Origin of the sequence: Chryseobacterium urinae (assembly GCF_030518295.1) — a bacterium.
GTDB lineage: Bacteria > Bacteroidota > Bacteroidia > Flavobacteriales > Weeksellaceae > Chryseobacterium > Chryseobacterium mucoviscidosis.
This window is the reverse complement of the sequence record NZ_JAULSJ010000049.1, coordinates 1-24,214: the sequence shown is the minus strand read 5'-3', so window position 1 is coordinate 24,214 and position 24,214 is coordinate 1. Positions and strand designations below refer to the sequence as shown.

The following is a 24,214-nucleotide window of genomic DNA, read 5'->3' as shown; positions in this document are numbered from 1 at the left end:
TAAATATGCCTTATTCTGGAATTATAGCTCTCAACTGTGAATGTTTCCGCTTTTGATTCGCAATGTTTCTCTGTAGGAATTAATTCTGAATAACTTTTCCAATAGTCACTGCAAAAACTATTAATTTCCCTGTCTTTTAAATTGTTCCAGAGCTTTTTGAAAGTGGAAGTATTTCTTTTCCCACAAACAAAATCGATGTAGCGCTTTCCAAATCTATCAACAGCAATCCAGCTCCAACAGTAGTTTTTTTATTTTGGATGTAGCTGTGAATTTCATCTAATTCTACTATTTCTATAGGTTCTTGAGATTTTGGCAAAGAAACCGATTCTCCCCACTTTTTCACCCATTGATATACCGTTCCGTAACTGATATTCAACACTCTCCCAATAGCTCGAAATCCCATTCCTTCCAAATACATTTCTAATGCAAGCCGTCTTTGCTCAGGACTTTTTACATCCGATTTGCTTTCAACACTATAAAAGCATCCACAGTTTTTGCATTTATACCTTTGCAAACCTCTTGTAAAACCAGCTTTTACTTTATCTAATGATTGACATTTATAACATTTCATAATACTAATTTATGAAGTATATTTTAATTTAACAACATTGATATTTTCTTTTTCGCTCTTTCAGGTTTATCGTTTTCTTTATGTATTGCCATTGGCTTTCTGTTAAATCGGTTGGGTACATTTTATTTTTTTTCAAATATCCAACCTCGGAAAGCCTTTAACAAAATTTTTATTAAAATTTAAACAGGCTATAAACAGGCTCTTAAAATGTGAAAAATAGTTTAGTGTAATAAAACTCTAATATTACTTGTTCAGAAAAAGCAATTTGCTGATTTAAAATTTAGTATTAATTTCATTTTAAGCTCCTTATTTTAAGTAATTCCTAAATGAAATAATTACTATTATTTATCTAATTAGTAATTTTTTTAAAAAAATCTAACTAATTATAATTAATTATTAATAATAAAAATAAAATAAATTTGAGTTATGATTTAAATTTTAATTTAAGTATTTACATATGTAATTCTAATTAATTTCTTGCCATTTAATATTATTTCTTGCCAATTTTTTAGAGCAAAAAAATTATATATATTTGCGAAAAAAAAATACAGGAATGAAAAAAATATTACTTACGATAAGTTCTCTGATCGCTGTATTCTCTTCAGCACAAATCTGGAATACTACCGGAAACAGCGGAACAAATTCATCTACAGATTTCTTAGGTACAATAGATGCTCAACCCTTAATATTTAGGACAAACAATTCTGAAAAGGTAAGAATTACTCTTAATGGAAATGTAGGAGTAGGGACTAATACACCAACTCAAAAATTAGATGTCAATGGTTCTGTTATTGCTAACGAAAGATATAATAATGGTAATGATGGCTCTTACTATATTAAATTAAATTCTAACGGATATAATATCCCTATTATTAGTTATTTAGAAAGTGCTGATAATACATTATTTTTTGGTAATCCTGGGGGACATTATCATAGTAAAACAATTATCCGGGGAGGAAATGGAGATGTAGTAATAGAACCTAACTCTACTAGTGGTGCTTTTGTTGTTAAAGCACAATCGGGTAACGTAGGAATAGGAATTAACCCTTCAAGAAAATTAACTGTAAATGGAGATATCTATGGAGTGGCGGCTTCTTCTCTGACATTTCAGGATGATGTGAGATTTACTGTAACAAACGCAAATGTACCAAGTTTATCAACTTCTTTAAATACATTTTCTATGCCTCAATATGGTATTGCGGCTCCGAATACATCTGGTAGTGCGGATTTATGGATTTCAGGAAATAATGGGATAAGAATGTTTACAAATGGAAATCCAAATCCTCAATTTAATTTAATAAACGGTAACGTAGGAATAGGAAATATCACTCCTCAAGCTAAGCTGGATGTAAGTGGAGACATAAGAATAGCAAATATTCCTACTTCTACATCATCAACGGATCAAGCTTTGGTAGTTGATGCGCAAGGATTTGTGAAGAGAGGATCTATTACAAATAGTTTACAAAGTAATAACATCTATAATAATATTCTCTATTATCATTCTGGATGTGCAGTGATTAACAACGGTGTAAAAATAAAAACCAACATTCCTTTTCCAGCAAGTGGCTCAGGAGGAGAAATGCCTACTGTTAATATTGAAGGGTTTGCTTATGGCGAGAGCAAAACAATAGGAATAAATATTAATTGGTATGTATGGCAGAATGAGTTTTATTTGGCATCAAATGTGAGTTCTTATGGAGGTTATACACCAATTGTAAAGTTGGCAAATGAAAACGGAAAGGTTGTAATCTTTTTGGATGACAAGACATATTGTATCAATTTTGGAGTTAAAGCTATCGGAGGAGGTGATCCATCATATTATCAAGGATGGACAATTGCTGATGAGCCCATCACAGGAAGTATTACTAAAACACTGGCATACAAAAATGCATTTGGAAATGTAAAAGTAGATGGAAAATTAGAAGCAAAAGAAATAAAAGTAACGCTTACACCAACAGCAGATTTTGTTTTTGAAAAGGAATATGGTTTACCAAAACTTGAAGAAGTTGAAAAATTTGTAAAAGAAAACAAGCATTTACCAGAAATAGCTTCTGCAAAAGAAATGGAGAAAGAAGGAGTAAATGTAGGAGAGTTCCAGATTAAACTGCTTCAAAAAATAGAAGAACTTACTTTGTATTCTATTGATCTTAATAAAAAAAATAAAGAGCAAGAGGCTTTAATTAAAAGTCAGACAGATATTCTTAAGTCTTTAAATAAAAGATTAGAGAAAATAGAAAAGGCAAAGCAGAAATAACCCTTAAAAACATTATCCGATGTATAAAATTTACCAAAAGTCAGTTTTTGGAGTTTCTGTATTGTTTTTCATATCTGTCTTTTCTCAGGATAATAATGATATTGGTAGGAAATTACTGGAAGATCAGAAAAAATTTCAAACAGAAATTACAAAAAAAGAAAGCAAACAAAAGCAGGAAGTAGAACGGTTAAAATCTTTGGGTATTCCTGAGTTTATCAGCAAAGATGGAAATGATAAACAATTAATTGGGTCCGATGAAAGCGGAAGACCAATGTACTATACTACATTGAATTCAGGGGCTGCACAGATGACAAAAGCCAATATATTGTATGCCGGAGGAAGTGCAGGATTGAATATCTCTGGTCAAAATATGATCATAGGGCAATGGGATTATTCAAAGCCAAGGACTACTCATGAACTGCTTTCCGGAAAGATTACTTATGATTCCTCTCAAAATCAAACTATAACAAGACACAGTACGAACATTGCAGGAACCATGGTTGGAAGTAATGGAGACGCAAATGCAAGAGGAATTGCTTTTAATGCTACACTTCACGCATACGACTGGGTAAATGATGTATCGGAAATGCTTAATGAAGCCTATTCTCCTAATAACACCGCTGGTATTTTGGTTGCCAACAACAGTTATGGCTTCGATCCATTATACATTCAGACTTATCAGTTTGGAAAATATAATTCAACAGCACAGAATTGGGATAACCTGATGTATTTAAGACCATATTTACAAATTGTTAAAGCTGCGGGAAATTCCAGAGAAATAGATCCTGCTCTTGTTCCTCAGGTAACTGCGAAGGGAGGATATGATTTACTTGAAGGAGCAGGAATTGCTAAAAATGTTTTGGTGGTGGCTTCTGCTAAAAAGAATCTTAATATGAATTCTGATGAAGATTTTGATATTTCTTCATTCAGCAGTTATGGTCCAACTGACGATGGAAGGATTAAGCCAGACTTATGTGCACCTGGTGAAACTATTTATTCATCAATTGAAACTTATGATTCTGCTTACGGAACCTATAAAGGAACTTCATCTGCGACTGCAGTAGTTTCAGGGATTATTACTTTATTACAGCAATATTATAAATCTGTGAGTCCTTCTCAAAGTTATATGCAATCTTCTACAGTTCGTGCTTTGTTGGCTCATACAGCCAATGATAAAGGAACAGAAGGACCAGATTATATTTACGGATGGGGAATGGCAGATGCGAAAAGAGCTTCTGCAGCCATACACGACAATATAGAAGGGATTATCGGTGACTATAAAAAATCGACTTTAATAAAGGAAATTTCTCTTAATCAGGGAAATAAATATACGTTGTATGTGGTTCCTTTAGATATTACACAACCTTTTTCAGCCACTATATCTTGGACCGATCCTCAGGGAAATCTTGTAAGTAATACAGTAGATCTTTCTACTCCTAATTTAGTCAATGATCTTGATCTCAAAATTGTTAAAGTAAATTCAAATGGTACAGAGACTGTTTATTACCCTTGGAAATTAGGAGGAATGAATAATCTCACGGCCGCTGCAACGAAAAACTCTCCCAATAATGTAGATACTACTGAAAGGGTAGATATTAAGAATCCTACAAAAGATACTTACAAAATTATTGTATCTCCTAAAACGAGTACGACTCCATTACTTCCAAACGGTATTCAGAATTTTTCTATTGTGGTTTCTAATGTGGATTTCTGTTATAAAGAAGATCTTAAAATATTGACAAGTCCGGTTGATGACATCAGTACTCCACAAACTATCTGGGCAAAACAGATCGTGGCAAGCAATAAAATTATTGCTCCTGTACAAAATGTAGAATACATCGCTTCAAAAGATATCACATTAAAACCAGACTTCCATGCAGAAAATGCTGCAGGATTTCATGCTCTCATTACTCCGTGTTTCGATATTATTTCAGCATTCAGATATATTGCGCAGAAAAGAGTTTCGGATCAGGATGTGCTTCCGGAAACTATAAAAAGCGAAAGTAATTTTACAATCTTTCCGAATCCTACAAAAGATGAAGCCCACATCAAGTTCAGATTAGAAAATGCATCAGCTGTAAAAATTTCAGTATATGATGCTTCCGGAAAAATTATTTTTGTGAACCAGAGCAGTGAAGCCTTTCCAAAAGGCGAATATTTAAAAACAATTGATGTGAGTGATTATGCTTCTGGAGTTTATCTGGTTAGTTTAGAGTGTAATGACTTTAAAGAAACTAAAAAATTGATTAAAAAATAAAATCCCCGAGAATCGAATGTACCGTTAATATGTTCGAAAAATATTTTTCAGACGATTCTCAGCGATTACAAAATTTTCATAATATCGAAATAAACACTTATGATGAAAAAAATCTTTTTCTTTTTTCATATCCTTTTACTGGATATGTGTTTTGCCCAGTCTCCTGGTGGTGTTTCGGGGGTGAGTGTTTGGTTTAAAGCTAATTCTGCACAAACTCCTGCATTAACTTATCAGGATTATAGTGGGAATCAGAATGAAATTAAAGCGATATCTACGCAGAATCAACCTAATTATACATTATTTAATTATAATGAAAGTCTGGATTTTGACGGAGTGGATGATTATCTTAAATTTCCCTATCTCATGGAAACGATGGATAAAACTACCTTTTTTACAGCGTATCAGAATCAAAATACGTCTACGGAAACGGCTATGTTTTCTTCAGAACAGTCGTATGAAAAGGAAATGTATTTCAGCACAAAAAATATTTTCAGATATAATAATGAGCAGATTAACTACATCAATACCAGTGTAGTAGATGATCTGCCTTCATTCAGTATGTACACAAGATTTGGAATTCCTTCTGAAAAAATACATTCAGTTATAGGAAGAACGGGGATATCTTCTATGTACGTGGGAAAGGATATAAGAAGTACAGCCTGGCAAAATTTTAAAGGAAAACTACCCGAGTTTTTTATATATCGTAAAATTCTCACTCAGAATGAAAGAAATCGTGTAAATTCCTATCTGGCTGTAAAATATGCAGTTACAATGCCATATACAGAATACTACAGTTCTAAAAGTAAAAAGATATGGAAGCAGGATGATTTTACTGATTATCCCGCAAACATTACAGGAATCGCCAGAGATAAATACTCAAACTTATACCAGAAACAGGCAACAAGTTCTTCAGAAAATAAGAGGTTAATTATTGCGGCAAAGAAATTAGCTGTAGATAATAATAGTAATGATGCAGATTTTCCTGATCAGAGTTTTCTTGTATGGGGAGATAATAAAGAGCAATTACTGTTGGATACTCCTACTTCCGGATATCAACTATTTAAAAGGAAGTGGAAAGCAAGATTTTCCACGGAAACATCTCAGACTATCCCAACTGAAGTGGTTTTTTCTATTAAAAATATACTTACCATACCTGCGGATAAAAAATTATGGCTGTTTATAGATAAAACAGGACAGGGGAATTTTAATTCTTCTAATGTTGAGGTGTATCCTATGGATTATGTGGATACAGATCAAAATGTTCATTTTAATAATATCACTTTTGATCAGGATTTATCAGGAACAGATGTTTTTACTTTTGCTTTAGGGAATAAGATATTATCTATCAATGAACTTCAACAGCCTACCTGTATACAGAAGAAAGGAACTTTGATTGTAAATGTTAAAGGTGGTAAAGCTCCTTATCACATCCAGTTAACAGGTAATGGTGTTAATCAAAACCTGAACGTTTCTACAGCGCAGTTATCTTTTCCAGATTTGGAAATCGGAATCTATCATCTTGTCATTACCGATGCAGACGGAAATATAATAGACCAGAATTTTACAGTTAATGATTTTAACTCTATAAACCTGGATTTGGGACCAGATGTAGTAATAAATTCCGGAGGATCTGCCCATTTTGATGCAGGGACACAGATTTCAGATCCGAATGCTACCTACCAATGGACTTCGGATAATGGATTCAGCAGTTCTTCGGCTAATATTACCGTTTATGAACCGGGAACTTATACGGTAACAGTTAACACACCGGATGGCTGTACGAAAAAAGATACAGTAAAAGTAACCCGCAAAAGAGAAAACGGAATAGTCCTATACCCTAATCCGGTACCTAAAGGTCAGTTATTTACCATAAGAATTATATCGGATATAAAAGAAAATGTAGATATCAAGATATATGATGCTTCGGGAAGGCTTGTAAAGACCATTCAGGATAATGGAAAAGACTATTATGAAATTAAAGATTCGCTTTTAGTAGAGGGAGCTTATGTAATCGTTGTAAAAACGACTTCTGAATTAAAAGTGTTTAAACTTATCGTCACTAATTAACTATCTATTATAGATAAAAAGGAATTAAACAAAAACGGATTACCTGAAATTCTTTCAAGCAGTTTACAGGTAATCATTTTGTAGTAGAAAAGCATATACGCAAATGAGAAATTCGATATTAAGTAGATTAAGAGAAAATCCTAAAATTGTAAAAGTTCTGGTTTTTCTTACTTCATGGACACAGCTTCATGCCTACGCAAATACAGCGTACTTAAACAAACCCAAGGAAACTTTACCGGGTGCAGATTTTCATTATTCAACTGTTGTTCAAAATAACAGCAGCTTTCTGAAGAATAATGAGAAACCTTCGGCAATCGATACTGCTTTACGGAATAATATTTCGTATTCAAATGAGAAGAATATTGATTCTGAAAATACCTACAGTCCATCAGGAAATGGAAATAAAACGTTGATTAAAAGTCAAAAAACTATTATTAATCAACCGGTATCGGGATTTTATATTTCTGATATAAAAGAAGGAATTATAGGAAAAGACTCCGAACATCCGATAGACCAGATATACGATAATATATTTAATGTAACAGTCAACGAAAAAATCAGATCTGATAAGCAATATAGCTTGGAATATGATCTTTATGGATTAAAAGATTATAAGCAGGTAAGCAAAGTTATCAATGATGAATTGGCTGTAGGAGGACAAAACGTAGAAAAAACAACAGTTTGGGCACACCAAACAGAGCCTGTAAAAGCAACTTCTGTTAAGGAAGGCAAGAATATTATCATATTTACAATTCCTAATTCTTCAGATTACAGCTACAAAATCAGAAATCTTCGTATAGTTGCCTCGGATAAAAAGAGTGCTCCTACAGAATTTGCAAATTCATATGTTGGTCAAACCAATTATAAATATATAAATTCTCAAAATCAGGCAGAAGAATTAAGTTTAAATTCAGCAACCTTAAAAATAGAAGGAAATTCTGTAAAAAATACTGCAGTTTATTCTATTACAGCACTCAGAGACATTGATATGCCTGCTCTTACGCCTGAAATGGTAAACGTAACAGCAGATCATTTCGGATATAGATTCTTACCTCATGGAGAGAATTTTTCGGCAGCGGCAAAAGTATCCATTGGATATGATAAATCTAAAATACCGACAGGATATACCGAACAGGATATTAAAACCTTTTATTTTGATCTTACTCAGAAAAAATGGATTCCTTTAGAGAAAGCCGAAAGAGATTCTCTTCAAAAAGGCAGTAATATTATTGTATCTAAAACAACCCATTTTACGGATATGGTAAACGGGATCATCAAAGTTCCTGAATCTCCCGAGACAGGAAGTTATGCTCCCAATTCTATAAAAGATATTAAAGCTGCGAATCCAACAGAAGGAATCGTTTCTATTGCACCTCCTGCCGCGAACAATATGGGAACTGTTAATACAAGTTTCCCAATAAAATTACCGGCAGGAAGAGGCGGGATGCAGCCTTCACTTTCCGTAAACTATAGCAGTGAAGGAGGTAATGGCTGGTTAGGATTAGGCTGGGATCTTTCTATTCCATCGATCTCCATTGATACACGATGGGGGGTTTCTACATATGACCAAACCTTTGAAACTGAGATTTATACTTTAGGTGGAGAGCAATTAACCTTTAAAGTAGGAGATAGTTATGTTTTGCCCAACAGAAATGAGGGTTTCGAGAAAAACAGGTCTGCAAACTTGGAACCGGATAATACAAAAAGATTTTATCCGAGAATAGAGGGTGGATACAGTAAAATCATACGTCACGGAAATTCTCCCAAAGAATATTGGTGGGAGGTAATTTCCAAAGATGGAACGAGAAGTATTTTTGGAAATGATGGAACTGCCAATAACCCGCAACAGTATTATTTAAAAGATTCACAAGAAAATATAGGACATTGGGCATTGTATAAAACGATTGATACCAATGGAAATTATGTAGAGTATACGTATGATAAATCTATTTACGGAGGGAATCCTGGAAATGGAGGACAAGAACTGCATATTTCAGAAATTAACTATACCTTACATAATGTACAAAATCCTCCTAAAAACTATAAAGTAACTTTTAATACAGTTTCTGGAAGAGAAGATGTACAAATAAATGGACGCTTAGGATTTTTGCAGATAGAATCCAAAAGACTTTCTTCGATAGAAGTAAAATACGGAAGTGAGAAGATTAGAAGTTATGGATTTACCTATCGAAATGACGACTCGTCTTTCAAAAAATCTTTATTAGAGAGTATCACAGAAAAAGATGCTTCAGATGCGATATTCTATACCAATAAAATGGAATATGATAAGGTACCTGCAACATTATTTGGATCTCCACAACCATGGATAGCACCAGATAATGCGAGTTTTTCAGGGCTTACAACTGCTCTACAAGGAGGTTATTCTTTGTTGAATGGCTCATATTCCTATAGTTTGGGAAGTCACTTCAGAATTGGAGTCGGGGCCTATAATCCTTTTGATTTTGTACCTTTAAGTGATACTTCTGCACTTTCTTTCAATAAAGGAACTTTTGGAGCTCATTTTGGCTTCGATAAGGGCTTTGGTGAAACTAAAATTACATCTTTAGATATTGATGGAGATAACCTTCCGGATAGAATATATGAACAGAATGACGAAATATATTATTCTAAAAATCTTTCTGCTGCAGTAGGTGGAACGTCAGGTTTTGGGCTAAAAGTTAAAATTGCATCACTCGCAAACATAGGTAAAACTACTACTAATACTTGGAATGTAGGGGTAGATGGAAACTTTGGTAGTGCAGATATAGGTTTTGATTATTCTAATAGCACAAGTGTTACTAAATCATACTTCATGGATTTTAATAATGATGGGCTTATAGATTTCGTAAAGGATGGAAAAGTGTTTTTTAATAGAATAGTTGGTGGAATACCGGTTTTTGATGAAATCAGTACGGGAACTCCATATCCTATTGATATTGCCTCTGGAGTACAAAACTCAGCATCATTATTTGATAATGAAGATGAACAAGAGAAAAAGATGATGCTCAAGCAGAACCCACTGCATGATATAGTAAGGGTTTGGGTAGCGCCTAAGACGGGAACTATTACGGTGAAGAATAATTTCAAATTATTAGCTTCTCAATATCCTAATCCTTATTATGATCCTTCTCAACCAATAAGTACATCTAATCAACAATACTTAAGCTGTCCATATGGAGAAGATTGTAGTAAAGTAGATGGAGTGGCAGTGTCTTTTCAATATAAGAATAATGATCCAATCGTTCAGAATATCAATCCAGGAGATTATTCCCTTCATTCTTTTGCAGATCAAAATATTGCTATTAATAAAGGTGAGCGTCTTTATTTCAGAATAACTTCTAAATATGATGGATTGCAAGATCAAGTTTCTTGGAATCCGGAGATTAATTATACAACACAAAATACTCCTACAGTAGATAGTGATAATCGAAATTTGTCTTTATATAAATCAGAAGAAGATTTTGTAAATTCTAATACTAATACTTTTATTGCAGGAAAAGACGGTACGTTAAATATTTTCTTAAATAAGAATATTCAGCTGTCTGATAATGCTAAAATCGTTTATTCAATAAATGATATACCTAATACTTTTAATATTTCGTATGATTCAGTTTATAACAATAGTAACATAGCTTCTTTGTCAATTAACGGAAATGATAAAATATCTATAAAAGTATATACAGACACTCAAATTGATTGGACAAATTTTAGAGTAACACCAGAGTTTACTGAGGTTGGTTCAAATAAAAAAGCATATCTGCAGACAGAATATTCTATGTACAATGACAGAGGAGGTATAGAAACTTATACTATTACATCTGGAGATATAGGTAAGAGCATTTATGCAAAAGTTTCTAATTTTCCTACAACAGGTTTTAATTATGAAGGTGCAGTGACGTCGTCCTTAAAGTTCGTTAATCAGTTGCTTTCTAAAACTATTGTAACAAGAAAACTTGTAAATAATGTATATGTAAACAATACAAATTATTCCTCTGCATATGTTATAAAAAGTGGAGATGTAGGAAAAACTGTATATATTGAAAATACAATCAATGCTAAAAAAGATTTTGCTAATTCATTACCTGTTCTTACAACAAGTGTATATAATTACACAGGAAACTACATTGATACACCAGGTACATCAACAGTTCAAAGTTTAATATATAAAACAGGTTCCATTTTTGTTGGTGCATCTAATAATAACTTGTTAACACTTAATGTTACTTTATTATCACCTGATCCAAATAACATTGCTACTGCTGAGTTAAATATATATGATAATCAAGGTAATTTAGTTTATAATCTATTTGCAGATTCCTCTCAGACTATTTTTCCTTCTATTCCAATAACACAAGGAATCTACACTTATGAATTAACGATAACTAACGGAGGAAGAGGGCGGATAACAATTAATAATGTAGGAGTAAGCCAGCTTATAACCACGGTTGCTCCTGTTTCCCATAAGTCACTGTTTGCTCCTGAAAATATATCAGTGGTCTTAGCTTCTAATCAATATGATACTAGATTTGGTCTGCTATATAGAGGTTGGGGAGGTTTTATAGTGAATGGTAATAATTATACTAAAGACAATATAGTAGAAGCATACGATCTTTTAAAGAACTATGCAAATTCAGGAACTGTTTCAGAAATGAAAATTGATGAAACAAAACTTGCATTAAGCCAGACATATTCTCAGGATCCGGGAACGAATCCAACGATAAATAATCCGGTAGACAATAACGGCAATTTGGATTTGTCACAATTGGATAATAATAGTGCATCTTTATCGAATTCTGGTAATTATTTCTTTTTCTTACAATCAGATATAAATAATGAAGATAAAGGCAGATTAACGGGAACGGATCAATTTATTTATTTATCGAAAACAATTTTAAATAGCTCTCGAGTAGGAGTTCACAATATTGATGAAAATTTTAAAAATCAATCATTATCAATAGCTTTAGGAAGTAAACTAAATGCTCCTGAACTAAAGTTTAAGAATCAAAGTGTTAGTGGAAGAGGAGGCTTGTCTTTTTCTGGCTTTAATGCAAGTGCTTCCAAGTCTTTGTTTAACGAAAATAAAGCAATTCGCTCCCTAATAGATTATAATGGCGATGGTTTCCCTGATGATTTTTCCCGAACAAAAGTACAGATAACAAATAAACTAGGATATTTATCCTCAGACGTTAGAAATTCAGGAAGCCAGACTATTTCAAAAGCTGATGTTATTGGAGTTTCAGCAGGATACAGTTTTAAGCATGCCGATTCAAAAGTTACCGCATGGGGTATTATACCTGTACCTACATTCATTCTTTTGGTAGTTCCTGTTGATAAAGTAATTGAAGGTGCTAAGACAGTGTCATTATCAGGACAGATTGATGTAAAAAATGATCAATGGTCTAAACAATCATTTGTTGATATTAATGGAGATGGTTTACCGGACAAATTTACAGGTGGAGATTTTCAGCAAAACTCGGATGGAGCATTTGAGCTGAATGTTGGGAATCTTCTAGTAAATAATTCATCATCATGGGGAACAGATGAGACTTCTACTAATAAAGATCAAAATATAGGAGGTGGAATAGGTTTTAGTTTATTTAAAGGAAGTTTTGAAGGAGGGATAAACACATCTACCAGTACTTCTAAAGCCCAAAAAGAACTGATGGATATTAATGGAGACGGTATTGTAGATAATATAAATTATACAGACAATGGTGTTCTAATTAATTTTAATAAAGGAAATGGATTTTCAGGGGGAACAACAGCTTCTGTAAATTCTATTCAGAGTAATATTCAGTCTTTGAATTTGGGAGCAAGCATTGCGTATACTGGTCTTATTCTTTTGACAGGTGTAAAAATTACTATTGGAGGAGGAAATTCTCTTGGAGAATCATCTAGCAAAGTCAAATCTACCTTCAAAGATATGAATGGAGACGGGTATCCAGATTTTGTAACCTCTGACGATACCAATTCGGTTACTGTACGTCTCAATCAAATCGGCACCACCAACCTCCTTCGCAAAGTAACTACACCATCCGGAGGAAGCTGGGAAGTGGAATATGAGAGAGTTGGGAATACGTACGATATGCCACAAAGCAAATATGTATTAAAAACGGTTACTACCAATGATGGATTTACCGGAGATAATGCATTCAGCCCTGATATTTCAAAAGTTACCATTCAGTATGCAAATCCTTATCACAGCAGAAGAGAACGTACTTTCTACGGTTTTGAAAAAGTTACGGTTAATCAGATTGACACAAAACAGGGAGGAATTTCCTCAAATGTAATTTACAGAAAAACCATCCAGACTTTTAATAACTCGAATTACTATCTAAAAGGAAACTTACTGAATGAAAAACTTTTAGATGCTGGTGACAAGATTTGGACTGAGAAAAATAATACTTATGAGCTTAGAAAAATTCATAGTCCAAATACATTAAACACCCTATTAAATCTGGAAAAAGAATCTGAAAAGAATCATACGGATTATGCTTGCTTTGTTGCGCTTAAAAATACAGACTCTAAGTTTTATGAAGGACTAACAACGGCAACTAAATCTACCTCAAGCAGTATTACAGAATATGATGAATGGGGGAACGCCGTTAAAGTAACAGACTTTGGTGATACGCAGATTGGAAATACAGAAATAGTATCTTCTGAAGTTACTTACGGAGAAGTTGCTCCAGGGAAATATGTCATTGCTCCTAAAACAGTAAAAAATACAGCAACTGGTATTGTAAGAGAAAAAAGAGCAGTATACAATTCTTTAACAGGTGATTTGGAGAAAATGGTGATCAAAAATCAAGGTGCAGATTACTCCGTATATGATTTTGTATATGATGATTACGGAAACATTACTAAATCTACAGGTCCTGCAAACAGTGCAAACCAAAGATTCTTCCATCAGTATACCTATGATGATAATGTGAAGACTTATCCTGTAAAAGTTCAGGACGCATTTGGATACAGCAGCAAAACGCAGTACGATTTCCGTTTCGGCGTACCTACGCTTACGGAAGATATGAATTTGCAGCCGATGAAATATGTGTATGATGCAAAAGCAAGAACTACCGAAATTACAGGACCGTATGAAATGTTCAACAACATACCTTGGACAATAAAGTTTGAATACAACCCTATTACCGATGCACCGCTTAATGCAACCAATGCACAGTCTTACGCAGTAACCAAGCATTATGATCCAGAATATCAAGGAACAAGCACCATCAATACCATTACCATTGCAGATGGTTTTGGTGAAGCCATTCAGGTGAAGAAAACAGGTGATATCTATAATGACGGGGTTAAATATATTGTTGCCGGAAAAGTAGAATCAGATGCTTTCGGAAGAGCGTTAAAAACATACTATCCTACAACAGAAAACGTAGGAAGTGGAAATACCTTGTACAATGCTTCTGTGGACACTATTGAGCCAACAATGAATCAGTATGATGTATTGGACAGAGTAGTGTATACAAAACTACCGGGAGAAAACCTCTTCTCAACCATAGAATATGGCTTTGCTGCTGATGTACAGGGAAGACAGATGTTTGCAACCACCTTTAAAGATGAATTGGGAAGCATTAAAAAGTCTTATACAGATATCAAAGGCAGAACAACTTCTGTTTGGGAAGTTTCGAACACCGGAGATATTAAAACAAAATTCACGCATGATGCGATCGGGCAAATCCTTCAGGTGGAAGATGTGGCAGGAAATATCACGACGTCACAATATGACGATTTAGGAAGAAGAATTTCATACAAGCATCCTGATAGTGGCATTACCACTTATAAGTATGATCCGGCAGGAAATATGAATTCAAAAACCAATGCTGCCAATGAAATTGTTAATTATAAGTATGATTATACCAGACTGAAAGAAGTAAACTATCCTGTTTATCCTGAAAATAATGTGAAATATTATTACGGGGCTGCAATGGATGCATCTGCCATGGATAATAATGCGGTGGGAAGACTTTGGTATCAGACAGATGCTACAGGAACGCAGTATCTGAAATACGGAAGATTGGGCGAACTTACCTACCAACGCCGTTCTGTTGCCGTTCCGGATGCCGGAGTATATTGGTTTGGAACATCTTGGGAATATGACACATGGAACCGTGTGAAAAAGATCACCTATCCGGATGGAGAAGAAGTGAAATATACCTACAATAAGGCAGGTAATCTTTTCAAGATGAACTCTGTAAAAGATGGTTTCAGCAGAGACATCATAAAGAATCTGGGGTATGATAAATTTGAGCAGAGAATCTATCTTCAGTATGGAAATGGTACGGAGACCACCTATGAATACGAAACCAACCGCAGAAGACTGCTTAAGATGTATGCTAAAAACAGCAACAGATACTTTATGCAGAATACCTACCAGTATGATGTGGTATCTAATGTAATGCAGGTACACAACAACGCGCCTGTAGCACAGGGATTATTGGGAGGAGGAACCAACTATGCGTATGGATATGACGATCTGTACCGCCTTACCTCTTCATCAGGAAACTGGAGAGGAATAAACAGCGCAGGTGAAGAAGAAAGACACCGTTTCACCGTAGGGATGACGTATGATAATATGCACAATATCATGAGCAAAACCCAGAAGCATGAGTGGGTAACCGGTCCTACTTCCAATAACTGGGCTGCTCTTGAACCGACTTCTTACCGTCTGAACTATAAATATCAGGATCCTTCGCATCCGCATGCGCCATCCAGAATTATAGACGAACCGAATCTTGTTCCGAATGCTACATGCTGTAATCCGGACGATCCGGGAGTGAAGTTTCAGGATTATCAATATGATCCTAAAGGAAATCCTACGAAGATCCTGCAGCAGACGTGTACCAATCAGGAAGAAAAAGCAGTGTATCTGTGGGATGAAGAAAACCGTTTACGATTTGTAGATACCAATCCTACAACACCGGAAGCAGATGGTGCGGCAATTTATACCTATGATGCAGGAGGAGAGCGTATTATAAAAGATGTTTTGTTTAAAGGAAAAATAGGAAAATACAATAGCAACCATATAGAAGTAAGCGGTGAAACCATTCATGAAGCATCAATCTATCCAAGCGGATTGATTACACTTAAGCTTACCTATGATCTTCAGAACGGAATGTTACAGGAGCCAAGCTACACCAAGCATTACTATGCGGGAAGCCAGAGAATACAGTCTAAAAACGGAAACAGCGGAAACGTAGGCGCATTTGACTGTGCATGGCTCATCATCCCGTTTGGAGGAACAACGCCTCCGATTAATCCTGTGAATGTTTCTAGCCAGATCTTGCAGACGGCTACCCAAAGCAATCTGGTAATTATGCAGACCAATAACCTTACCCCGCCAGTAAATTATGGGCAGAATGGAGGATATACCGGAAATTGCGTATCTTCGTATGCAAGTAATGTGGAGGAGAAGGAAATCTATTGGTTCCATCCGGATCATTTGGGCAGCAGTTCTTTTATTACCGGATTAGACGGAGAAGTAACCCAGAATATGGAGTATTTCCCAAGTGGAGAAATCTTCGTAGAAAACCATATGGACGATGGCTTGAACAGCCAGTACAAGTTTAATGGCAAGGAAATGGATGGCGAAACAGGATATTACTATTATGGCGCGAGATATTATAACCCGAGAGTTTCTCTTTGGCTTAATGTTGACCCGCTAGCTGACTACAATCCTTTTTATAATTCTGAGCATTATATAGATGGGCAGCATAATGGAGGCGTGTATAATAGCGGAAACCTAAATCCTTATATCTACACTTATCAAAATCCTATAAGGTACATAGACCCAGATGGAAAACAAGTCGACATATATTGGTTCAATGCAAAAAAGGATAAATCTCTTATACAATCTGCTAACAAAACAATTAACTTTCCAGAAAATACAATACAATTAGATGCTCATTCAAACAATAATGATGGGATAGCTTATAAAGTTAATGGAGAGACGGTAGATTGGATTGATAATGCAGAGAAATTTGATAAATATATGACATTAAATAGTAAAGAATGGAAAACTAGTTCGCCAACAGCACAGGTGGTTATTGTATATTCTTGTAGAATTGCACTTGAAAAAAACAACTCTACTACATCTATTTTGCAAGACATTTCTAAGGGTTCAAAGGATAAAATATTTATTGGAGCAACAAACTATGTTTGGGGTGGTGATGGAAAAAACGCTACCTATGGAAAAGATGCCGAAAATAATCAAGATAAAACCAATCCTGGTGTTTGGAGAGTTATTAAAAATGGCGTTGTTATCACTGAATTTAATGCTGATTGGCAACCTAATCCAATAGATGCAAGAAAAGCAGTTCCGAAATATGAAAAAATAAAATCATATTTTAAGAAAGTTAATTTAAGAAAACAAATTAATGAAAGTAAAAAAAATTCTACGAGGAAGCCGATTGATAAACTTAGAGTTAAATAGAATAATTCTTATACTAATACTTTTATCAATGATAAGTTGTAAAGATAAATCTATTGAGAAAATGAAGCAGGAAAAAAATTTAATTAAACCTAAAAAACAATTAAAAGATTTAGATGATGAGGTTGTGAAAACTCAGTCATATGATGAAAGTTATATTAAAAAGCTGAAAAAAAGAATTGTTAATGAAGGTAATGTTGAAGATTTTCAAGAGTTGACAGATTATTATTTTGGAGAAAGTAAAAATAAATTAGAATTTCTACCGATTTGTAGAATAATGGCAGATAAATATCATGATAAAAATGCCTCTTATTATATCTATGTTATACTGGAGAAAAAGTATCAACCTAATTGCCAACTTAAAGAGCCCTATTTATGTATGAATAATTATGACAAAAAAGTTGCTATAAAATATTTAAAGAAAGCTATGAAACAAGGTCAAGAAGGTGCTAAATTAAAATATGAGACATTGGTCAAAAAAGGGGTAATTTCCCGATAGTGCGGATTTGTACCAGATAGCGCGGATTTGTAACCAGAATGGTTAATTAAGAAAGCCCAAGAGAAATTGGGAAAAGATAATGTTAAAATATTTAAGGAACCTAAATAATAAGAATAATATATGGCAACTTATAAAGAAGTAGTTTTATGTTTCAAAAATCTTTCTAAGTTATCTTTTCAAGTAATACTAGATAAACTAGGTGCTGAAATAACGAGAGGGTTTTTTGATGGAAATGATACTGATTTTAATGAAGACAGTCTTGATTTATTTTTTAATAACCAGGAGGAAATGTATAATTTTTTTGTTTCATTTAAAAATCAAGAAAATTGTAATTTTAGTAACCGTTATATTTTATGTACAATAAAAAAATGATTACTTTTTTCCAAGTTCGTTTTTTTTTTAATTCTTTAAATTCCGAAGAAATTGCTTTTTTAAAGGATGAGTTTTTTAAAAGAATTCAAAAAATCAATCAGGTGGAACTTTTTTATATAAATAATGATATGGATTATTCTGACGAAGAATTTTGCGAAAAATTTTACAATATATTGTCTCCTAATATTGAAAGTGTTCTTATCAAAATGAGATATTAGAATAAATTAGAGTACCCGATAGCGCGGATTTGTAATCCGTGCCTGTAACAGCAACAAAAACTTTGTAATCTGCAAAGTTTTTGTTCTTGTAAAGTAGTAATTATATATATCTTCGTATGCTAGTAATGTTGAGGAAAAGGAAATCTATTGGTTCCATCCGGATCATTTGGGCAGCAGTTCTTTCATTACCGGATTAGATGGCGAAGTAACCCAGAATATGGAGTACTTCCCAAGTGGAGAAATCTTTTTAGAAAACCATATGAACGATGGCTTAATCAGCCCGATAGCACGGATTTGTAATCCGTGTCTGTAATAGAACCAAAACTTTGCAATCTGCAAAGTTTTGGTTTTTAAGAGGGCTTTCACAGAAAATGCAATTATAGAATCGCTAAAATGTAACTGATGTAGGACTTTATTATTGGAATAAATATTCACTACCAGCAAAAAAATAATATTATGACAAATGAATATTTTATCAAATTATATGAACCTTTAAATGAAGATGATTGGTATATAATCCAAACTAATAGGGATTTTTACAGTATTAGGATTGGAGGAGTTAATGTTGAAAGAAAAATAAGCATACATAGATATAAAATATTTTATGAAGATATTGAAGCGAAAATTAAACTAGCAGTTACTGATGGCGAATGGTCATATATAATTCTGTCAAATGGAAAGGTTCTTTGTTTTGGATCTAACTATGTTGATGAGGAGGGAATAAGTTTTGGTGTTGAGATTAGGAATTTGGAAGATTTCGATGACTCATTTTTCGCTGAGGATTTTTTTAATAGTATGTGAGACCCAATAGCGCGGATTTGTAATCCGTGCCTGTCATAGAACCGCGACATCCGATGAAAAAAGTGTTATGTAAGTCCCTAGAACTCTAACTACAGGTTTTAATTTAGATACCAGATATGATGTAGATTTTCAAGAACCTATACTATTGATTTAACAAAACAGTTTAATAATGCTCCATCATCGATTGGTAACTGGCTTCAGAATCTCTTTAATTAAATTATGAAACGAAAAATAGGCTTAATTATCTGTTTAATAATTGCACTGATTTTTTTTCTTTTAACGAATCGCATAGATAAGCAAAGTTTTGCAAAAGAATTGGCAGAAGAAGAATGTGTTCTCGTTGTACAAAATCCTCCTTTGTTATATACCTCAGTATCGTTTAAAGTGGAGGGATACAACCCGATAACTAAGAAACCTTGCGAGTGTAATCACTATAATAGATGGTGGAGTTCATATAAAAATGAAATAGAAGTTGGTGATACTATTGTGAAGAAGAAAGGCGAGTTGCTTTTTAGCATCCATAAAAAAGATAGTATTATTAGCCATACATATAGGCTGTAATAATCAAAAAAACCGATAGCACAAATTGATAATTCGTACCTTTATATATAAGAATCCGTCTCACAATCATTTGTGTAGCGGATTTTAGATTTTGGGATAATTTATTTTCTTCAGGAAAAAGAAAAATATGCTCTGCTCAGATAAAATACATAAGCACAAAAAAAGCACCCTTTTTCAGATGCTTGTGTTTTTAGAATTATTCTTTTTTAAACTTCGTCGTCAGAATCGATGGTGTAAGATCTGCTTTTGAAGTCTTTGTCGTGTTTTTCTGATATTACATCCTCACCCTTCTCGTTAATGATGAAATCTGTGGACTCATTAAACATCTCCTGAAAACTCTTAAAATCTTCCTTGTAAAGGTAAATTTTATGCTTCTCGAATGTAGCTTCTCCATTCTCTCCGAAATTCTTCTTACTTTCGGTAATCGTAAGATAATAATCTCCTGCTTTCGTCTCGCGCACATCAAAGAAATAAGTTCTTCTCCCTGCTTTTAACACCTTCGTGAAAATTTCATTTTCATGGCGTTCCTTGTATTCACTCATTGTTAGATATTTTTTAATCTTGTTAAGAACAAATATAAAAGTTTTCTTTTAATCACAAAATTTTTTTTATGATTTATTTAACATTTGTGAACGATTTTGCTATGCGGTTACGGAATTGTTAATTTCGGTTAAGTTAAGGATCTTATCAGCACGCTGTGCGCTAGACTCTCTGTGTGTGATGATTATAGAAGTCGCATTACGGATTTTACGGTCTATATTTTCAAGAATGTTCTGTTCTGTTTCAGTATCCAAAGCAGACAGGGAATCATCAAAAATAATGATGTTCGGATCTTTAATCAGAGCTCTGGCAATACAGATTCGCTGTTTCTGACCTCCGGAAAGCATTACACCACGCTCTCCAACCATAGTTTTGTACTGTTCCTTGAACTCAACAATATTTTTGTCGACATCAGCAATTTTGGCATATTCCACCACTTTTTCATGAGAAGGTCTGTCGATGGCAAAACCGATGTTATTTTCAATGGAATCTGAGAACAGATAACTTTCCTGAGGAATATATCCGATGAAATTTCTGTAGTTTTCTAAATTATGTTCTTTTAAATTTTTACCGTCAATTAAAATTTCACCTTCAGTAGGATCAATCAAACGGCAGAGAAGCAATGCAATCGTAGATTTTCCGCTTCCTGTTTTTCCCATGATCGCCAAAGATTCTCCGGCTTTCAGAGTAAAACTTAGATTATCCAGAGCTCTGATTCCCGTATTTGGATAGACGTAAGAAACATTTCGGAACTCAATGTCGCCTTTAATTTCATAATTGTCGAAGTATTTATTAACGATTTCAGATTTTTTATCCATGAATTCGTTAATTCTCTGCATGGAAGCTTCTGCTCTCTGATTCACCGAAGTTACCCAACCAACCATTGAGAAAGGGAAAATAAGCGTATTGATGTACATGAAAAAATCAGCAATTTTCCCAATGCTTAATTCTCCGGCAATGTATTTCTGTCCGCCGATCCAGATAATGGCAACATTCAGCAAACCGATAACAAATAAAATAATCGTAAAGAAATAAGCTTCCGTTTTTGCCAGATCCAATGCTTTGTTCTGATAGTCGGTTACCTTCGTACCATAATTTTTTTTGATATAATTTTCCCTTGCAAAAAATTTCACCACGCGGATTCCCGAAAAACTGTCCTGTACAAAAGTAGAAATCGCCGACTGGCTTTTCTGCATGATCTTCGATTTCTGATTGATTATTGAGCTTACTTTATAAATAGCAAAGGATAAAATCGGAAGGGGAAGCAAAGTCCAGAGCGTCATAGAAACATCCGTAGTAAGCATATAAATTGCGGTAATTACCACAAGAACAATAAGATTGGCAACATACATCACGCCCGGACCAAGATACATCCTTACTGCAACCACATCTTCACTCAAACGGTTCATTAAATCTCCGATCGTAGTTTGTTTGTAATCCGTTAAAGATAAATCCTGATAATGTCTGTAAATTTTATTTTTAAGTTCATATTCTATTCTTCTTGAAGCCACAATAATAGTCTGCCGCATCATGAAGGTGAAAAATCCGGTGAGTAAAGAACAGCCGACAATAATGGCAACATAGATTAACACCTGTCTGTTGAAACCTAAATTTCCGTTTTTTGTAAGCTCGTCCACAGATTTTCCTACAAACTGAACCTTATATATATTGAAAAAATTACTTGCAATGATGAATAATACTCCCCAGAACAACAATATTTTGTGCTTCCAGAAATAGGGGTTTAATGTTTTTAGCGCTTTCATAAAGTTTCACAAAATTACAAAAATCACCTCAGACTACGAATTTCATAAATTTTAAATTTCGTATCTTTGCACCCATAAAAAAGCTCTTTGAATGTTAGGAAGACGACAAATCCGTGAAAAAGTAGTACAGACTGTGTATTCTTATTACCAGAATCCTGTAAAGTTTGATGTATTAGAGAAAAATATGTTTGCCGGAATAGAGAAAATCTATTATCTCTACATCTATCAGTTAAACTTTTTGGTTGCCCTGAAAGAACTGGCAGAAAATCAGATTGAGATCGGTAAAAACAAATACATCAAAACCGATGCTGACATTAATCCTAACCAAAAATTCATCAACAATCAAGTTTTAATTAAATTGGAAGAAAACCCTGAGAGATTATTTTTCACAGGACAGCACAAGCAATTGAAATGGGACCTGCATGATGATCTTTTGGTAAAAACTTTCCAGAGAATGTCTGCCGGAAAGCGTTATCAGGATTTTATGAAAGAAGAAGGATATTCTTTTGAAGAAGATCAGAAGTTTATCGGGAAATTATTCTTAAGATATATTGCTGAAAATGATGATTTTCATGATTATCTTGGTGATAAAGAACTTTCATGGTATGATGATATCCACATCGCGAACTCAATGGTGCAGAAAACCATCGGTTTCCTGAAAGAAGATGAAGAAAGCCGTACTTTAATTAAAATGATTAAAGACGAAGAAGATAAAACGTTTGCAATGAAACTTCTTAGAAATACTTTGGACAGTTGGGAAAACAACGAAAAGAAACTGGAAGAAAGACTTGAAAACTGGGATCTTGAAAGAGTTTCTCTAATGGATAAAGTGATCTTATCAACAGCAATGGCGGAACTGGACAATTTTCCTTTCACCCCTTCAAGAGTTATCATTAATGAATATATCGAGATTGCAAAAGTTTTTGCTACCGACCGTTCAAACATTTTCATTAATGGAATTTTAGATAAATATTGTAAAGATTTAAACAGAATATAAATTATCTTCATATGAAAAAGACATTATCCATCATTGCTTTGTCTGTCATAGGCTTTGGATTCGTTTCCTGCAAAAAAGAAAATAAAGAAGTTACAGGAACTGAAACTGCTGCTTCAACGCCTGCAGCAACGGGAGACTCTGCTGCTGTAGCTCCGGTTTCAGGAGAAACAACTGCGGCTCCGGCTTCCAATCAGCCACTCACTACGGTTGCCCTTTCTGAAAGCAATTTCGATTTCGGAAAAATTAAAAAAGGTGATAAAGTAGAGCACGTTTACGAAATTACCAATACCGGAACAAATCCTTTGATCATCTCTGAAGTAAAGCCCGGATGCGGATGTACAGCTCCTGATTTTACAAAAGACCCGATTATGCCGGGTAAAAAAGGAAAAATTACTTTGCATTTCGATTCTACAAACTTCGACGGAAATGTTAACAAATTTGCTGATGTTTTCGCAAACGTAGAAAAAGCTCCGATCCGAATCAATTTCACAGCTAATATTCAACCATAAGATCATGAATTTATTATCCATATTTTTACAGGCACAGCCACAAGGTGGCGGAGGAATGATGATGATCATGATGGGGGTTATGGTGGTAGGTTTCTACTTCCTTATGATCAGACCTCAGATGAGAAAGCAGAAGCAGGAGAAAAACTTTCAGGAAACTCTGAAAGTGGGAACAAGAGTGGTTCTTACTTCCGGACTTCACGGAAGAATTGCTCAGGTTCAGGACGATGGTTTCGTTATTGAAACATTATCAGGAAAGCTGAAATTCGAAAAAGCTGCAGTTTCAAGAGAATTTACGGAAGCGCGTTTTGGAGATAAATCCAAAGCTTCTGATAAAGCGGAAGACAAAAAAGAAATTGAAACTGAG

General features: G+C 34.2%; 15 protein-coding genes and 1 pseudogene. 12 read left to right on the top strand and 4 right to left on the bottom strand.

The window, feature by feature from the left end; all coding sequences use genetic code 11:
- A pseudogene (locus QWT87_RS19895) lies at nt 1-571 on the bottom strand (IS1 family transposase); the annotation flags it as partial.
- A 553-nt stretch (nt 572-1,124) separates the two neighbouring features.
- Between QWT87_RS19895 and QWT87_RS19890 the strand changes: the two are divergent.
- The 7 genes from QWT87_RS19890 (at nt 1,125) to QWT87_RS19860 (ending at nt 18,679) form a co-directional block, all read left to right on the top strand.
- Nucleotides 1,125-2,825, top strand: coding sequence for an autotransporter outer membrane beta-barrel domain-containing protein (locus QWT87_RS19890; RefSeq protein WP_302718351.1), 1,701 nt, complete (start codon nt 1,125-1,127; stop codon nt 2,823-2,825).
- 19 nt (nt 2,826-2,844) lie between these two features.
- Nucleotides 2,845-5,082, top strand: coding sequence for a S8 family serine peptidase (locus tag QWT87_RS19885; protein ID WP_302718349.1), 2,238 nt, complete (start codon nt 2,845-2,847; stop codon nt 5,080-5,082).
- A gap of 99 nt (nt 5,083-5,181) precedes the next feature.
- Nucleotides 5,182-7,149: a T9SS type A sorting domain-containing protein gene (locus QWT87_RS19880; RefSeq protein ID WP_302718347.1), complete on the top strand. Its 1,968-nt coding sequence runs from the start codon at nt 5,182-5,184 to the stop codon at nt 7,147-7,149.
- A gap of 103 nt (nt 7,150-7,252) precedes the next feature.
- Nucleotides 7,253-17,593, top strand: coding sequence for a SpvB/TcaC N-terminal domain-containing protein (locus QWT87_RS19875; protein WP_302718345.1), 10,341 nt, complete (start codon nt 7,253-7,255; stop codon nt 17,591-17,593).
- Nucleotides 17,594-17,654: 61 nt separating this feature from the next.
- Nucleotides 17,655-18,089: a hypothetical protein gene (locus QWT87_RS19870; RefSeq protein WP_302718343.1), complete on the top strand. Its 435-nt coding sequence runs from the start codon at nt 17,655-17,657 to the stop codon at nt 18,087-18,089.
- Nucleotides 18,090-18,209: 120 nt separating this feature from the next.
- Nucleotides 18,210-18,461 carry a hypothetical protein gene (locus tag QWT87_RS19865; protein ID WP_302718341.1) on the top strand — a complete coding sequence of 84 codons (252 nt, stop codon included), beginning with the start codon at nt 18,210-18,212 and terminating at the stop codon, nt 18,459-18,461.
- Nucleotides 18,458-18,679 (top strand): hypothetical protein, encoded by a 222-nt coding sequence (locus tag QWT87_RS19860; RefSeq protein ID WP_302718339.1) that lies wholly within the window; start codon nt 18,458-18,460, stop codon nt 18,677-18,679. Before QWT87_RS19865 ends, QWT87_RS19860 begins: the two co-directional genes overlap by 4 nt.
- A 162-nt stretch (nt 18,680-18,841) precedes the next feature.
- Here QWT87_RS19860 and QWT87_RS19855 read toward each other — a convergent pair whose 3' ends face one another.
- Nucleotides 18,842-19,045, bottom strand: a complete 204-nt coding sequence (locus tag QWT87_RS19855; RefSeq protein WP_302718337.1) for a hypothetical protein — start codon at nt 19,043-19,045, stop codon at nt 18,842-18,844.
- A 90-nt stretch (nt 19,046-19,135) separates the two neighbouring features.
- On the opposite strand from QWT87_RS19855, the gene QWT87_RS19850 reads away from it, so the two are divergent.
- Together QWT87_RS19850 and QWT87_RS19845 are read left to right on the top strand one after the other, a co-directional pair.
- Nucleotides 19,136-19,480, top strand: coding sequence for a hypothetical protein (locus QWT87_RS19850; protein ID WP_302718336.1), 345 nt, complete (start codon nt 19,136-19,138; stop codon nt 19,478-19,480).
- Nucleotides 19,481-19,699: 219 nt separating this feature from the next.
- Nucleotides 19,700-20,041 carry a hypothetical protein gene (locus QWT87_RS19845; RefSeq protein ID WP_302718334.1) on the top strand — a complete coding sequence of 114 codons (342 nt, stop codon included), beginning with the start codon at nt 19,700-19,702 and terminating at the stop codon, nt 20,039-20,041.
- Between the two features lie 206 nt (nt 20,042-20,247).
- Here QWT87_RS19845 and QWT87_RS19840 read toward each other — a convergent pair whose 3' ends face one another.
- Nucleotides 20,248-20,583, bottom strand: a complete 336-nt coding sequence (locus QWT87_RS19840; RefSeq protein ID WP_002976288.1) for a DUF3276 family protein — start codon at nt 20,581-20,583, stop codon at nt 20,248-20,250.
- Nucleotides 20,584-20,682: 99 nt separating this feature from the next.
- Nucleotides 20,683-22,344 carry an ABC transporter ATP-binding protein gene (locus QWT87_RS19835; RefSeq protein WP_302718329.1) on the bottom strand — a complete coding sequence of 554 codons (1,662 nt, stop codon included), beginning with the start codon at nt 22,342-22,344 and terminating at the stop codon, nt 20,683-20,685.
- Between the two features lie 91 nt (nt 22,345-22,435).
- Between QWT87_RS19835 and nusB the strand changes: the two genes are divergently transcribed.
- The 3 genes from nusB to yajC all read left to right on the top strand — a co-directional run.
- Nucleotides 22,436-23,341 carry a transcription antitermination factor NusB gene (nusB, locus tag QWT87_RS19830; protein WP_302718328.1) on the top strand — a complete coding sequence of 302 codons (906 nt, stop codon included), beginning with the start codon at nt 22,436-22,438 and terminating at the stop codon, nt 23,339-23,341.
- Nucleotides 23,342-23,352: 11 nt separating this feature from the next.
- The gene (locus QWT87_RS19825; protein WP_302718326.1) at nt 23,353-23,850 is read left to right on the top strand and encodes a DUF1573 domain-containing protein; all 498 of its coding nucleotides are present in this window, start codon (nt 23,353-23,355) and stop codon (nt 23,848-23,850) included.
- A 4-nt stretch (nt 23,851-23,854) separates the two neighbouring features.
- The coding region (gene yajC / locus QWT87_RS19820; RefSeq protein WP_302718324.1) for a preprotein translocase subunit YajC at nt 23,855-24,214 on the top strand (360 nt) is incomplete at its 3' end.

Coding starts and splice junctions, on each gene's coding strand:
- QWT87_RS19890 (WP_302718351.1), top strand. CDS start 1,125: ATGAAAAAAATATTACTTACGATAAGTTCTCTGATCGCTGTATTCTCT.
- QWT87_RS19885 (WP_302718349.1), top strand. CDS start 2,845: ATGTATAAAATTTACCAAAAGTCAGTTTTTGGAGTTTCTGTATTGTTT.
- QWT87_RS19880 (WP_302718347.1), top strand. CDS start 5,182: ATGATGAAAAAAATCTTTTTCTTTTTTCATATCCTTTTACTGGATATG.
- QWT87_RS19875 (WP_302718345.1), top strand. CDS start 7,253: ATGAGAAATTCGATATTAAGTAGATTAAGAGAAAATCCTAAAATTGTA.
- QWT87_RS19870 (WP_302718343.1), top strand. CDS start 17,655: ATGAAGCAGGAAAAAAATTTAATTAAACCTAAAAAACAATTAAAAGAT.
- QWT87_RS19865 (WP_302718341.1), top strand. CDS start 18,210: ATGGCAACTTATAAAGAAGTAGTTTTATGTTTCAAAAATCTTTCTAAG.
- QWT87_RS19860 (WP_302718339.1), top strand. CDS start 18,458: ATGATTACTTTTTTCCAAGTTCGTTTTTTTTTTAATTCTTTAAATTCC.
- QWT87_RS19850 (WP_302718336.1), top strand. CDS start 19,136: ATGACAAATGAATATTTTATCAAATTATATGAACCTTTAAATGAAGAT.
- QWT87_RS19845 (WP_302718334.1), top strand. CDS start 19,700: ATGAAACGAAAAATAGGCTTAATTATCTGTTTAATAATTGCACTGATT.
- QWT87_RS19840 (WP_002976288.1), bottom strand. CDS start 20,583: ATGAGTGAATACAAGGAACGCCATGAAAATGAAATTTTCACGAAGGTG.
- QWT87_RS19835 (WP_302718329.1), bottom strand. CDS start 22,344: ATGAAAGCGCTAAAAACATTAAACCCCTATTTCTGGAAGCACAAAATA.
- nusB (WP_302718328.1), top strand. CDS start 22,436: ATGTTAGGAAGACGACAAATCCGTGAAAAAGTAGTACAGACTGTGTAT.
- QWT87_RS19825 (WP_302718326.1), top strand. CDS start 23,353: ATGAAAAAGACATTATCCATCATTGCTTTGTCTGTCATAGGCTTTGGA.